The sequence below is a fragment of the Rhodococcus cercidiphylli genome (genome assembly GCF_033042225.1).
In the GTDB taxonomy this organism is placed as follows: Bacteria; Actinomycetota; Actinomycetes; order Mycobacteriales; family Mycobacteriaceae; genus Rhodococcoides.
The window spans coordinates 331,320-344,063 of sequence record NZ_JAWLKE010000003.1 but is presented as its reverse complement, the minus strand read 5'-3'; the positions used below and the strand labels follow the sequence as shown (position 1 = coordinate 344,063).

General features: G+C 62.8%; 13 protein-coding genes. 1 reads left to right on the top strand and 12 read right to left on the bottom strand.

What is annotated here, in order from left to right; all coding sequences use genetic code 11:
* Positions 1 to 21: 21 nt before the first annotated feature.
* From R3P95_RS08695 to R3P95_RS08675, 5 genes are read right to left on the bottom strand one after another with little or no spacing between them, the layout of a single operon-like run.
* Positions 22 to 1,041, bottom strand: coding sequence for a DUF7064 domain-containing protein (locus tag R3P95_RS08695; protein WP_317548055.1), 1,020 nt, complete (start codon positions 1,039 to 1,041; stop codon positions 22 to 24).
* A gap of 12 nt (positions 1,042 to 1,053) precedes the next feature.
* The gene (locus tag R3P95_RS08690) at positions 1,054 to 2,091 is read right to left on the bottom strand and encodes a phosphotransferase family protein (protein ID WP_317548288.1); all 1,038 of its coding nucleotides are present in this window, start codon (positions 2,089 to 2,091) and stop codon (positions 1,054 to 1,056) included.
* A 5-nt stretch (positions 2,092 to 2,096) separates the two neighbouring features.
* Positions 2,097 to 2,909, bottom strand: coding sequence for an enoyl-CoA hydratase/isomerase family protein (locus R3P95_RS08685; RefSeq protein WP_317548054.1), 813 nt, complete (start codon positions 2,907 to 2,909; stop codon positions 2,097 to 2,099).
* 32 nt (positions 2,910 to 2,941) lie between these two features.
* A complete protein-coding gene (locus R3P95_RS08680; protein WP_317548053.1) occupies positions 2,942 to 3,757 on the bottom strand; it encodes an enoyl-CoA hydratase/isomerase family protein in 816 nt (271 codons plus the stop codon).
* Positions 3,758 to 3,803: 46 nt separating this feature from the next.
* Positions 3,804 to 4,586, bottom strand: a complete 783-nt coding sequence (locus tag R3P95_RS08675; protein ID WP_317548052.1) for an enoyl-CoA hydratase/isomerase family protein — start codon at positions 4,584 to 4,586, stop codon at positions 3,804 to 3,806.
* Between the two features lie 204 nt (positions 4,587 to 4,790).
* Between R3P95_RS08675 and R3P95_RS08670 the strand changes: the two genes are divergently transcribed.
* Positions 4,791 to 5,564: a FadR/GntR family transcriptional regulator gene (locus tag R3P95_RS08670; protein ID WP_317548051.1), complete on the top strand. Its 774-nt coding sequence runs from the start codon at positions 4,791 to 4,793 to the stop codon at positions 5,562 to 5,564.
* Positions 5,565 to 5,570: 6 nt separating this feature from the next.
* Here the strand turns inward: R3P95_RS08670 and R3P95_RS08665 are convergent, their stop codons facing one another.
* The 7 genes from R3P95_RS08665 to R3P95_RS08635 are packed head-to-tail and all read right to left on the bottom strand — an operon-like array spanning position 5,571 to position 12,707.
* The gene (locus tag R3P95_RS08665) at positions 5,571 to 6,632 is read right to left on the bottom strand and encodes an LLM class flavin-dependent oxidoreductase (RefSeq protein ID WP_317548050.1); all 1,062 of its coding nucleotides are present in this window, start codon (positions 6,630 to 6,632) and stop codon (positions 5,571 to 5,573) included.
* A gap of 17 nt (positions 6,633 to 6,649) precedes the next feature.
* On the bottom strand, positions 6,650 to 7,492 hold the full coding sequence (menB, locus tag R3P95_RS08660; protein WP_317548049.1) for a 1,4-dihydroxy-2-naphthoyl-CoA synthase: 843 nt from the start codon (positions 7,490 to 7,492) through the stop codon (positions 6,650 to 6,652).
* A gap of 7 nt (positions 7,493 to 7,499) precedes the next feature.
* The gene (locus R3P95_RS08655) at positions 7,500 to 8,258 is read right to left on the bottom strand and encodes an SDR family NAD(P)-dependent oxidoreductase (protein WP_317548048.1); all 759 of its coding nucleotides are present in this window, start codon (positions 8,256 to 8,258) and stop codon (positions 7,500 to 7,502) included.
* 58 nt (positions 8,259 to 8,316) lie between these two features.
* The gene (locus tag R3P95_RS08650; RefSeq protein WP_317548047.1) at positions 8,317 to 9,546 is read right to left on the bottom strand and encodes an acetyl-CoA hydrolase/transferase family protein; all 1,230 of its coding nucleotides are present in this window, start codon (positions 9,544 to 9,546) and stop codon (positions 8,317 to 8,319) included.
* Entirely contained in the window at positions 9,546 to 10,745 is a 1,200-nt protein-coding gene (locus R3P95_RS08645) for a thiolase family protein (RefSeq protein WP_317548046.1), read from the bottom strand. Before R3P95_RS08645 ends, R3P95_RS08650 begins: the two co-directional genes overlap by 1 nt.
* 1 nt (position 10,746) lies before the next feature.
* Complete coding sequence (locus R3P95_RS08640; protein WP_317548045.1) at positions 10,747 to 11,541, bottom strand: SDR family NAD(P)-dependent oxidoreductase; 795 nt, start codon at positions 11,539 to 11,541, stop codon at positions 10,747 to 10,749.
* Entirely contained in the window at positions 11,541 to 12,707 is a 1,167-nt protein-coding gene (locus R3P95_RS08635; RefSeq protein ID WP_317548044.1) for an acyl-CoA dehydrogenase family protein, read from the bottom strand. Before R3P95_RS08635 ends, R3P95_RS08640 begins: the two co-directional genes overlap by 1 nt.
* Positions 12,708 to 12,744 lie beyond the last annotated feature (37 nt).

Below are 12,744 nucleotides of genomic sequence, written 5' to 3'. Positions count from 1 at the left end.
TGCCCGTTCCATACTCTCGTATCAGAGCGACGGACGGTAAGAGAAGGACGAGCTACGGCTCAGAGCGAACTCGAAGATGCCAGAACCAGGCTGGCCGTCGAGGTCGAATGTGCACAACCGATCCGTCAAGGACGAATCCAACGTCATCGGATTCACCGAGCCATCGAGGTCGTATCGATCCGATACGACCGTGTTCGCGTCGCGCGACTTGCCGTGGTGACCGCCGTACCCCGCACCGGCCATGAATCCGCCTCCGACGCGCGCGTCGGCACTGATTCTGTATGTGGTGCCGGATGCGGTGGAGACCTGGACATCGCCCTCTATGAGGTCCCGTTGTTCCGTGAACACCAACGCGTGTCGCGCGTCGACGATCGTGTCCACGGTGCCGTCCTCGTGCATGACCGCACCCTCGAGCAGAATTCGCTCGCCCGCGCGAGTCTCGACGAGAAGAAGACCGACCGAGTACTGGGAGAACTGCGCCTGCAACCAGATATGCAGACCCTGTCCCCCGGACATCGTCCGCACCCCGCGGGATCGGTCACGTTGTCCGAACCAGCCGTCGGCCGATGTCGTCACACCGTCGACGGACACAGTCCCCTCGTAGCGTCCGGACTGAAACAGGTGATCGAACGACGTCTTGGCCCCTGATGCGTTGTTCACTGCGATTTCCCCGAACCACGGCTTCGCGCGCGCCCGCCACGTCAGATCGAACTCGACACCGATCTCGTTCTCCTCCAACCTGAGCGACCACACCTCGTTCGGCTCGATGACCTCGAAGGCGAAGGGGCCGCAACTTCGTCCATCGGTTCCGTCAAGGACGGAGGCGAAACGCAGGTTGCGCTGCACCCGACCGTCGCTCATCACCACGAACCCGTCGACACTGTTTGCCGGCGGGTACAGGCCGAGCCCCACGATGATCGACGGCGACCGCGCGTCCTCGGCGTGCATGTTGAACACGAACCTGTCGAAAAATCCGTCGGGCAACCCGGTTGGATCGGTGCCGACCAATCGGTCGGCGAATTGCGTAGTGTCGGTAGACATGTTGTGCGCCTCCTACTGAGCGTTGGTGCCGGTGAGTCCGGCTGACCTGCGGGCATCGGACAAAAATCGCTGCACCAGAACGGGATCGGTGTAATAGGGGTCCCCGACCCCGGCCAACACGCGTCGCCGGCTGTATTCGTAGAGCACTGCCAGCTTCCACAAAGCGAAAGTGGTGTACCACGAGAGAGCGGATACATCGCGGCCGCTTCGGTGCGCATATCTCTCGACAAGCTGTGTCCGCGACGGATAGCCGTCCTCGAGCATCGCCAAGGCAAGCTCGCTGGTCGGGTTGGTGGGCAACCCCGGCTCCGGGACGGTGGCGAGCAGGTATCCGACATCGAGCAGAGGATCGCCCAGGGTCGCCAGCTCCCAGTCGAGGACAGCCGCCACACGGCCGGGTTCGTTCGGGGCAAGGATCACGTTTCCTATGCGATAGTCGCAATGGACGAGGGTCGCTCCAGACTCGGTGGGCACGTTCGATGTCAGCCAGTCCTCGACGCCGCCGAAACCATCAGGTGCACAACCGTCGTCATCGGCAACGAGCCGCTTGATTCGTTCGAGATGGCGAACGTTGAAGCCCTCAGGACGCCCGAATTTCTCCAGCCCGATTGCCCGCCAATCGACAGCATGCAGGTCGACTAGCGTATCGACGAGATGATGCCCGATCGACCGTCGTTGGTCCGGTGTGTCGAGTGGTGCGGGGGTTCTGTCGGTGACGACCGGACCCTCGGAGAAGCTCATGACATAGAGCGGTACGTCGAGTACGTCTCCCGCCTGCGCAACGGCAAGGACGTCGGGCACCGGAACCGCAGTAGTGCTCAGTGCCGAGAGCAGAGTCGCTTCGCGCACCATGTCGTGTGCTCCGGGGGGCGTCGGCGGTGGCGGCGGACGACGCACCACGACGCTGGTTCCGCCTCCGCTCACGAGAAACGTGAGGTTGGAATGCCCGTCCCCGATCGCGCGAGTGGTGATGGGGCCTGCCAGAATGCCACGAGAATCCAGATACGTTGCGAGAGCAGCGGTTGTGTCGGAGGTCCAGTCCCAGGCCACGCCGGTCACCGACCCTCGAAGACGGGTGTGCGTTTTGCCTTGAACGCTGCGAGCGCCTCCGGCATGTCCTCGGTACGTGTCAACAACGCCTGCCCACGGTTCTCCAGTTCGAGCGCAGCCTCGTACGAACCGATCTCGATGTTGCGCTGGATCGCACGCTTGGACATACGAACGCCGCCTGGAGAGTTCGATGCGATAGCCCCAGCCATGTCGAGGGCCTCGTCCAACAGGCGTTGGGTCGGGACGATCCGATTCACCAGTCCGATGCGTTCCGCCTCGTCGGCCCCGACAATGCGGCCGGTGAATGCGATCTCGGCTGCACGAGCAGGCCCCACCAGTCGCGGCAAGGTGAACGACGTGCCGAGCTCGCCCACCGACAGGCCCACCTTGACGAAGGCTGCGCTCATCTTCATGGTCGGCGCCGCCAGTCGGATGTCGGCCGCCAGGGCGAGTGCAAATCCGCCGCCGGTGGCGGCACCGTGGATGGCCGCGATAACAGGAAACGGCAGGTGCCGGATTGCTTGAATTCCCCCGGTCGCCGTCTCCTGAAATCGCAGGAACTCGCGGACACCCATTCCGGTGATGACCGAGATCTCGTCGAGATCGAAGCCGGCCGAGAACGCGCGTTCGCCGGCACCCGTCAGTATCAGAGCACGAAGTCCACTGTCTCGTAGGGCCCGTCCTGCTGTCAGATGATCGTGGAACATCTGGACAGTTTGCGAGTTCATCCGATCGGGCCTGTCGATGCGGAGGACACCGATTCCGCCGTCGAGTTCCTCGAAGGTCAGTGTCTGCAGATCAGGAAATGTGGTGCGCATGTTCAGTCCCTACCGTCGCGAGCTGTCGGTGTTCATTTGCCCTCGAATATCGGGGGGCGCTTCTCCTTGAATGCCGCGAGCGCTTCACCCATATCACTGGACCGAGTCAGCAAGGCCTGGCCCCGGTTCTCGAGTTCCAACGCGGCGGCGTAGGAACCGGCCTCCAGATTTGCCTGCAATGCCCTCTTCGAAATCTCCACCCCACCAGGGGAATTGACAACAATCTGATCGGCAAGAGCGAGAGCCGCGTCGACGACGTCGGTGTCGTTGCCGACCAGAGTATTTACCAATCCGATGTCGGCCGCTTCTCGTGCGTGGACGATTCGGCCCGTGAAGCAGATCTCGCTCGTCCTGGCAGGCCCGATCAACCGAGTCAGGAGCCAGGAAGAGCCGAGATCACCGGCCGACAGACCGATCTTCACGAATGCGGCATTGAATGTTGCGGTCTCGTTGGCCAGACGGATGTCGGCGGCCAAGGCCAGAGACAGACCGCCACCGGCCGCGGGCCCGTTCACCGCTGCGATGACCGGGACGCGCATGCCGCGTACCGCAGACAACGCGCGAGCCGCGCGCTCCTGCTGATCCAACATTCCGAGCGCACCCAGGTTCGGCAGCTCGTCGGCGTCCGCCAAGTCGTAACCCGAGCAGAACGCGCGCCCGTTGCCGGTGAGAATAACGACGCGACAATCTTTTTCGCTCTCCAAGCCCCATGCGAGCTGTTCCATCTCCAAGAACATCGTATTGGTCATGGCGTTGTAACGGTCAGGTCGGTTCAACGTGACGACGACGACTCCAGGTGTCGGCTCCCTTACCTCGAATGTCTGGAACGTGTGATCGAGCGTGTCCATGTCTGGTACTCCTCCGTGCCGAGACGCGGTATCGGATCCCGGCTTGTCAGCCGAAGTGGGGGCGTCGCTTCTCTACGAAGGCCGTAATGCCTTCTATTGCTTCACCGTCTTCGAATAGGGCTTGCTCGCGCGCGATCTCGAAGGCGCCACCATCCGGCAAGGTCATGTCGAACGCGGCGTCGACGGTGGCAACCACCGCCAGCTGAGCGGGCAGCGAACCCCTGGTGAGCGAGTCCGCCAGCTCGAGCGCGCTCGAAACCACGTCGCCCTCGGTAAGCCTGTCCACGAGGCCGATGGCGTGCGCCTCTGTCGCCGACACTTGCCGTGCGGTGAGCATGATGTCGAGCGCGCGCCCGCGCCCGACCAATCGGGGTAAGCGTTGTGTCCCTCCCGCGCCGGGAATCAGTCCGATACCGACCTCCGGGAGCCCGAAGGTGCCGTTCGGACCGGAGACACGCAGAGTGCACGCCATGGCCAGTTCGAGCCCTCCTCCCAGGGCCGGCCCGTTCACTGCCGCGATGGATATCCACGGTGCGGACGCGAGGCGGTCGTTGACATCGCGCATACGGTCTCCGTATGCGGTGAACGATTCCGCGTCGATGGACGACAAGTGCTTGATGTCTGCTCCTGCGGCGAAGAACCTGGGGAGGGCCGACCGGACGACCATGACTCTGATGTCGCCCGACTTTTCGGCAGCGTCCATGGCTGCGTGCATTCCATCGAGCAACGTGGGACCGAGAGCGTTGGCGGGCGGGCGCTCCATGGTCACGACGACAATGCCTGGCCGGACCGTCTCCCACACGACAGCGGGTTCCACATGTTCTGCCATTTCGTTCTCGCACCTCGTTCTGCTCAGGTAATCACCGGCTCATGTCCACCGCGACTTGCCTGCAGCCTGACGGAAAGACAGTCGCAAGTCAACCATTATAAAGGTCTGGCCAAAGAAAAGGCAGGGCCGTCAGGCGTCAGAGCTGCATCGCTGTCTCGATGCTGCTAGTTTAGGTAAGACCAAATCGCAGGAAAGCAGGTAGTCATGGCCCAGACGGCGTCCGTGAACGGTGTCTCTCGGCACCCCGTTCAGTTGCAACCGATGCAGGTACCCAAGGCGTCGGACGTGTTGGCCAACGACCTGCGAGAACGAATCCTGCGGGGCGAGTATCCGGAAGGCACCGCTCTTCCACCCGAGCGCGAACTGACCAGCCAGACACGAATGAGCCGTACTACCGTCCGAGAAGCGTTGCGCATCCTCGAGGTGCAAGGCTTGGTAACGATCAAGACCGGACGCTCGGGCGGTGCATTCGTCCAGCAGCCCGGTGGTGAATCGGTCGCAACGTCGGTCAGTCTGCTGATCCGTGGCCAACAACTTCGTCTCACCGCGCTACTCGAGACTCGCGAAGCGATCGAACCCGCATGCGCCAGCCTCGCCGCCAAGTACCGAACCGACGATGACCTTTCGGCCCTGGACGCCGCAAATGAAGATATCGGCGACCTCGACGGTTCCCTCGAATCGTTTCTGAGGGCCAACATTGCCTGGCATCTCGCCGTTGCGACGGCCAGCCACAACGAACTGCTCACCGGTTTCATGTCCGCCCTCTCTGCCGCGATCTACAGCTCCACCGAAAACACCGCGTTCGTCGATACGGCCGTGCGGCAGACAACCCTTCGGGCCCACAAGACCATCACGGACGCAATTCGTTCCGGGGACTCGGCAGCCGCGATGCGACGCATGACCAAACATGTACACGGATATGCCGAGGCGGTCGTACAGGTCGAGGAGCGAACCGAGATCGACCTGCCAGACAAGTAATCCGTCTCAAGACGCACCGGATTCGATCGGCTGGGGTGACAGGTAGTCGCGCAGCCCGGTCAGAATTGCAGCGTTCGTCGCCGCGGTCTCTGCGTCCGTAAGACCCCAGGGTGGCGCAATGAGGTCGAGATGCTCGACATCGTCGGGTAGAGCAGCCAGACGAGCCGCGAACTCGCCCGGCGTGCAGGCGATCGCAACCGCGTCGATGATGTCGTCCGGTACCGACGCCACCACCGCGTCGCGATCTCGATCACGTGCCGCGGCACGTATGCGTTGCTGAGCGGCACTCCACCCATGCAGATCGAACAGGCGGTCGTAGACGCGCGACGCCGCGTATTGGCCGATGGCAAACGCAGCCTGCCGACGCGCGTCCTCGGCATCCTCGGCAATGGCGCACATCCGGATGCCCATGATTGTCACATCGGCCGGATCTCGCCCCGCCTGGTCAGCGCCTGCCGCAATGTCGTGTGCGACGGGCCCGCGGACGTAGTCGGACGTGAACATGGGATGCCCGATCAACCCGTCGGCGCATCGCCCGGCTGTTCGAAGCATGTGCTTGTTCACTCCCGCGATCCAGATCGGGATTGCCGGTCGAATGGGTTCGGCCACTGCGCTCGTCGGTGTCACGTCGACCCGATAGAACCGCCCCTCGTGCCGCACGGGACCTTCGTGCAGATGCCACAGTGCTTTCAGGACCGACACGAGCTCGGCCATCCGCGCCGCCGGAGCGTCTCCACTGACGCCGTGCCACGACTCCATCATCTTGGGTGTGCCGTTGCCGAGACCGAGGACGACTCGCCCGTCGGACATCTCGTCGAGATCACGGGCCTCGGCCGCCCAGATGAGAGGGGTACGTCCCACGCCGTACGCGATATTGGTCCCGATCCGAACGGTGTCCGTACCCAAGGCAAGAGCCGCCATGGGTACGGTCGCCGATCTGCTGTAGAGCTCGCTGGTCCACACCGCATCACAGCCGATGCGCTCTGCCTCACGAGCATGGGCCACCATCGAAGTAAACCGTTCACGGCCGGTGCCCACTCCGAAAACATTGATCCCGAACGTCGTCATGCGATGTCCCACCGTCGTCAGGGCCTGCGAGGGAAACGGCCGAAATCGGGCGTGCGGCGCTCTTTGAACGCTTCTCGTCCCTCCTTGGCTTCATCCGTCGCGTAGAACAGCAGGTTCGTATCGTGCGCGAGTTGCTGAATCCCCGCGAGACCGTCTTCGGCTGCGTGAAAGCTGGCTTTCATGAGCCGGAGGGCCATCGGCGACAGCTCCAGCATCCGCCGGCACCACACAACAGTCTCAGCTTCCAAGTCTGCCAGCGGTACGACCGTGTTCACCAAGCCCATCTCGAGGCTTTGGGCAGCGTCGTACTGGCGGCACAGAAACCAGATTTCCTTGGCCTTGCGCACGCCGACTGTCTGCGCGAGGAGTCCAGCGCCGAAACCACCGTCGAAAGAACCTACCTGCGGGCCGACTTGCCCGAGCCTGACATTGTCCGCGGCGATGGTCAGATCGCAGACGATCTGTAGGACGTGGCCACCGCCGATGGCATACCCGGCGACCATCGCAACTACAGGCTTGGGGAGCCGTCGGATCTGGACCTGCAAATCGGTCACATGAAATCGGCCGACCTGTTCGGGCCGGCTAGGGTCCGTGAGATACCCGGTGTCGCCGCGAACGCGTTGATCGCCGCCCGAGCAGAACGCTCGATCGCCTTCACCGGTGAGAACGATGACACCGATCGTCGGATCCTCACGCGCCCGAGTGAGGGCGTCGGATATTTCCACCAGTGTCTGTGGCCGGAAAGCGTTGTGCACCTCTGGACGACAGATGGTGATCTTGGCAATACCATCGTCTGTGCGCGAATAGTCGACGTCCTCGTACCGTTCGACCACGGACCACGTCACGGCTGTTTCTGTCATCGAGTTCTCAGGCCATCGTGAGGCCACCACTGACGGACAGGGTCTGCCCGGTGATGTACCCCGACTCGTCGGAAGCGAAGAACGCAACGGCCGCCGCAATATCGGATGGGAGCGCCAGACGCTTCATAGGCACCGCTCGGGTCATACCGCCGAGGACCTTGTCCGCGTCCTGGCCCGAACTGTCCGCGAACTTTCGCAGAGCCGGGGTGTCCGTGGGACCGGGGCACACGGAGTTGGCCGTAACGCCCTTGGTAGCTACCTCGCGCGCCAACGTCTTGGTGAATGCAATGGTGCCACCCTTTGCGCCTGAATACACCGCTTCCAAGGACGAGCCGACACGTCCGGCATCGGACCCGATATTGATGATGCGGCCGAACCCACGCTCGACCATGCCGGGGACGACGGTGTGGTTTACCCGCAGCGCACCCTTGAAGTTGATGTCGAGAATCTTTTCCCAGAAGTCCTCAGTGGTGTCGACGAACTTCATGAAGTCATCCCAACCCGCGTTGTTCACCGCGATCTCGACAGGGCCCAACTCGTCGGTGATGCGCGCGACCGCGGCCTTGACGGACGCAGTGTCCGTGACGTCGATCGGCACAGCGATCGCTTCACCGCCTGCCGCGACGATTTCCTTGGCCGTCCGCTCGGCAACCTCGAAATTGAGATCGGCCACAGCTACTCTGAAACCGTTGCTGCCCAACTTCTTCGAAATTCCCTCACCGATTCCCTGGGCACCACCGGTGACCAGTGCGACTCGATTACTCATGTTCTGCATACCTTTCGACGTACGGGACGGTTCCGGAGTGGCCCTGGTGGCACACCGTTCACAAGGACGTCCTCACCAATTCGGCGAGTCCGTCACGAAATTCTGGCGCGGCGATCTCAATCAGACGCCGCCTGCGCTCCGCGAGCGGCTGGCCACGAAGGTGCGCGACGCCGTGTTCGGTGACCACGCAGTCGACGTCGGCACGCGCCGTCGTCACAACGCCCTCATCGAGCGCGAACTTGATAGACGATCGACCGCGGACAGTCGACCGCAACGCGATGATCGACCGTTTTCCGGTCACGGCGGCCGCCCGAGCGAAATCGACCTGGCCTCCGACAGCACCGAGGTAGGTACCGCGGCTGATCTCCGCCCCCACTTGACCGGTCAGGTCGACCTCGATGGCGAAGTTGACTGCGACGAGAGAATCGAGCCGCGCCAAGACTTGCGGAGCATGGGTGTAGCTGGTCGGCCTGAACAGAACTGGTAGAGACGAGATTCGTTCGTACAGATCAGTCGAACCCAGAGCCGTTCCGGCAGTGGCGAATCCCGTGTCGATCTGCTTGCGACTGCCAGTCACCACCCCTTTGTCGATCAACTGCACGACCCCGTCGGTGATCATCCCGGTGTGTACGCCGAGGTCTCGGTGCCCGGACAACGCATCGAAGATCGCAGCCCCCATCGATCCGATTCCGACCTGCAGGCAGTCTCCGTCGTCCACGAGCGCTGCAACGAGGCCTGCAATCGCGCGATCTTCGGCCCCGGCGGGACGGCGGTCCTCCTCCACCAGTGGTCGATCGGTTTCCAGAGTGTCGGTGAAACGATCGATCGACAAAGCTGGTGAACCCGGTACGACCGGCATCCGATGATTGATTTCCGCGTACAGGATCTGCGTGTGGTTCGCGGCATCCGCCATGTAGTCGACGCCGATCCCCAGCGAACACATTCCCTCGCGGTCCGGCGGTGCTACTTGAAGCAAACCGACGTCGCTCGGGAGCCTCCGTTCGGCGAACATGCGCGGGAGTGCCGAGTAATGACAGGGCACCACGTCGAGTCGGTCGCTGTCGCCGAGCGCCCGTAGCGCGCCGAGACCGCCATACGACACCATGGTGTCCGTGGGTGCCATGGACTGCGCCAGTTGGTCGTTCCAGCTCAGCCCGGTGAAAAGACGCAGTGGCCCTATCTCGGGTGCCTGCTCGAGGAGTCGATCGACGAGTGGGCGAGGCTCGGCGGACGCCTGACCCCACCACACGCCCATTCCGGAGGCGAGGGTCCGGGTGAAGTCGACCATCAGTCGGTCCGTTCGATCAACGTTCCTGTACCCAACCCGCCGCCGCAACACATGGTGACGAGCCCCAGTCGGCTCTCGCGTCGTTCCATCTCGGACAAGATCGTGGCGACGAGTCTCGCCCCGGTTGCTCCGACCGCGTGACCGAGTGCGATGGCACCCCCGTTGACATTGACTCGATCCATATCGGGCTGCAGTTCACGTTGCCACGCGAGGACGACAGAGGAGAACGCCTCGTTGACCTCGAACAGGTCGATGTCGTCAACCGAAATATCGTTGCGCTGCAGCAGTTTCCGTGTTGCCGGGATGGGACCGGTGAGCATGATGATCGGATCGACTCCCACCGTTGTCTGATCGACGATGCGAGCGCGAATGCGAAGACCGTACCGTTCCGCGGCGTCCCGGGAGCACAGCAACACCGCTGCGGCGCTGTCGCAGATGGGGCTGGAGGTACCGGCCGTCACCCTCCCGTTCTCCCTGCGGAACACCGTCTTCAGTCCGGCGAGCGTCTCCGTCGTCGTGGTGGGCCGCACTGCCTGATCACCGAGGCGAACCTCACCGTCCAACTCCATGCGCACCATCTCGTCGGCGAAACGGCCGTCCTCGATCGCCGCCGTCGCACGCGCGTGCGACCGAACCGCGAACTCGTCCATCTCCTCTCGCGAGATGTCCCATTGATCCGCGATCAATTCTGCGCTCTCGCCCTGCGTCACGAAGTCGTACTGTGCACGCATCTCCGGCGTCCAAGGGTCGCCGTAGAGTTCGCTGATCGCGGTGGGCGAATTCATCGGAACGTGGCCCATGTGCTCGACACCGCCGGCGATGATCATCTCGTGTACACCCGACGCGATGAGGGCCGCTGCGAAATTGACTGCAGTCTGGGCTGAGCCGCATCGCCGGTCCAACGTGGTCGCTGGCACCTCGGGCGGGTAACCGGCCTGCAGCCACGCGTTCCTGCCTATATTGCGGGATTGCTCGCCGAAGGGAGCGGTACATCCGATCACCAGATCGTCGATTACGGCAGGGTCGATTCCGGTTCGTGCCACCAGATCCTGATACGTGGCGGCAAGCATCGCGTTCGGATGAATGTTGCGGAACCAACCCTTCTCGGGGTGCGACCTACCGATGGGCGTCCGGACCGCTTCGGCGATGACCACTTCACGGCCGGATCTGACGAACGGACCGGAGATACGAGGAGCCATATCAGATCACCGTCCCACCGTCGACCGGCAGGACCTGACCGGTGATGTATGCCGCTGCGTCCGACGCGAGGAAAACGAAGGTGGGTGCGATCTCGTCTGCATAGGCCCAGCGTCCCAGGGGAATCCGCGCGAGAGTCTTCGCCGCCAGCTTCTCGTTGGTGCGGATGTTTTCGGTCATTGCGGTCGCGGCCAGTGGTGCCACCGCGTTGACGGTGATGGATTGCCGAGCCAGCTCACGGGCGAGAGACATGGTGAGGCCAACGATTGCGGCCTTTGCGGCTCCATAATTCGCCTGGCCGATCGTTCCGGTGAGTCCGGCCGCCGACGTGACGTTGATGATGCGGCCGGTGCCGTCGTCCGGGATATAACCCAGGGCGGCCTGGCTGCAGTGATACGACCCCATTAGGTGGGTGTCGATGACTCTCCGGAACTTGGCTTCGTCCATGTTAGGGAACATCGCCGGGGCGATGACGCCCGCGTTGTTGACGAGGATGTGCAGCGCGCCGCCGGCCAGTTGTGCTGCAGCGGAAGCGGCTTCACGGGCGCGGTCACCGTCGCACACGTCGAGCGCGAACGGTTCGGCTGTTCCGCCTGCTTCTTGGATTCGTGTGGCCACCGCTGTGGCGGCGGCGAGATCGATATCGGTCACCAACACTGCCGCACCAGCGGCGGCGAATGCGCTGGCGACGGCAGCTCCCACACCGCCGCCCGCGCCGGTCACCAGCGCCGAGCGGCCGACCAAGCCGAAGACTCCGAGGGACTGGGGTACTGGAGCTTCGGTCGCTTCGGCGGTCATCAGTAGCTCCTCGGCATCCCGAGCACGTGAGAACCGAGGTAGTTCAACACCATCTCCTGACTGATGGGCGCGATGCGCGTCAGACGCGCTTCCCGGAAGTACCGTGAGACGTGGTACTCCTCCGAGTACCCCATGCCGCCGTGTGTCTGCACCGCACGATCAGCAGCTTCGAAACCTGCTTCGGCGCAAAGATATTTGGCCATGTTGGCTTCCTTGGCGCACGGCTTGCCGTTGTCGTACAGCCAGGTTGCCTTGCGGAGAATCAACTCCGCAGCGTCCAAGCGAGCCAGCGAATCGGCGAGCGGGAACTGGATGCCCTGGTTCATCCCGATCGGACGGCCGAACACCTCTCGTTCCTTGCCATACTTCACTGCCGCTCGCAAAGCTGCGCGGCCGATACCCAAGGCCTCGGCTGCGACGAGCATCCGCTCGGGGTTGAGCCCGTCGATGATGTATTTGAAGCCCTGGCCCTCCTCCCCCACACGATCCTCCACAGGGATCTCGAGACCGTCGATGAACAGCTCGTTGGACGTAATCGCGTTCCGACCCATCTTCTTGATGGGCCGGATGTCGACTTTGCTTCGGTCCAAATCGGTGAGGAACAGCGTCATGCCGTCGGTCTTGCGTGGCGAGTCGTCGAACTTCGAGGTACGGGTCAGAAGGAGAATCTTCTCGGATTCCATGGCTTTGGAGATCCACACCTTGCGGCCGTTGACGACATACTTGTCACCGACACGCTTGGCGAACGTGGTGATCTTCGTCGTGTCGAGACCCGCACCGGGCTCGGTGACCCCGAAACACACGTGCAAGTCTCCGTTGACGATCCGCGGCAATGTGCGCTGCTTGAGTTCCTCGCTACCGTGAACGATGACCGGATGCATTCCGAAGATCGACAGGTGCATCGAGCTGGCACCGTTCATGCCGGCTCCTGACGCTGCCACCTGTTCGAGAAGGATAGAGGCTTCGGTGATGCCGAAGCCGTGGCCGCCGTACTCCTCCGGTGTCGTAATGCCCAGCCAGCCGCCTTGTGCGAAGGCGTCGTAGAACTCGGTGGGGAACTCGTGGTTGAGGTCCTTGTCGGACCAGTATTGATCGTCGAACTTGCCTGCCAGCTCGGTGACCGCATCGCGAATGGTGATTTGATCGTCGTTCAGATCGAAATCCACGTCGGTTCTCCTATCGTCGTTCTTACAACCATATCAA

Coding starts and splice junctions, on each gene's coding strand:
- R3P95_RS08695 (WP_317548055.1), bottom strand. CDS start 1,041: ATGTCTACCGACACTACGCAATTCGCCGACCGATTGGTCGGCACCGAT.
- R3P95_RS08685 (WP_317548054.1), bottom strand. CDS start 2,909: ATGCGCACCACATTTCCTGATCTGCAGACACTGACCTTCGAGGAACTC.
- R3P95_RS08680 (WP_317548053.1), bottom strand. CDS start 3,757: ATGGACACGCTCGATCACACGTTCCAGACATTCGAGGTAAGGGAGCCG.
- R3P95_RS08675 (WP_317548052.1), bottom strand. CDS start 4,586: ATGGCAGAACATGTGGAACCCGCTGTCGTGTGGGAGACGGTCCGGCCA.
- R3P95_RS08670 (WP_317548051.1), top strand. CDS start 4,791: ATGGCCCAGACGGCGTCCGTGAACGGTGTCTCTCGGCACCCCGTTCAG.
- R3P95_RS08665 (WP_317548050.1), bottom strand. CDS start 6,632: ATGACGACGTTCGGGATCAATGTTTTCGGAGTGGGCACCGGCCGTGAA.
- menB (WP_317548049.1), bottom strand. CDS start 7,492: ATGACAGAAACAGCCGTGACGTGGTCCGTGGTCGAACGGTACGAGGAC.
- R3P95_RS08655 (WP_317548048.1), bottom strand. CDS start 8,258: ATGAGTAATCGAGTCGCACTGGTCACCGGTGGTGCCCAGGGAATCGGT.
- R3P95_RS08650 (WP_317548047.1), bottom strand. CDS start 9,546: ATGGTCGACTTCACCCGGACCCTCGCCTCCGGAATGGGCGTGTGGTGG.
- R3P95_RS08645 (WP_317548046.1), bottom strand. CDS start 10,745: ATGGCTCCTCGTATCTCCGGTCCGTTCGTCAGATCCGGCCGTGAAGTG.
- R3P95_RS08640 (WP_317548045.1), bottom strand. CDS start 11,541: ATGACCGCCGAAGCGACCGAAGCTCCAGTACCCCAGTCCCTCGGAGTC.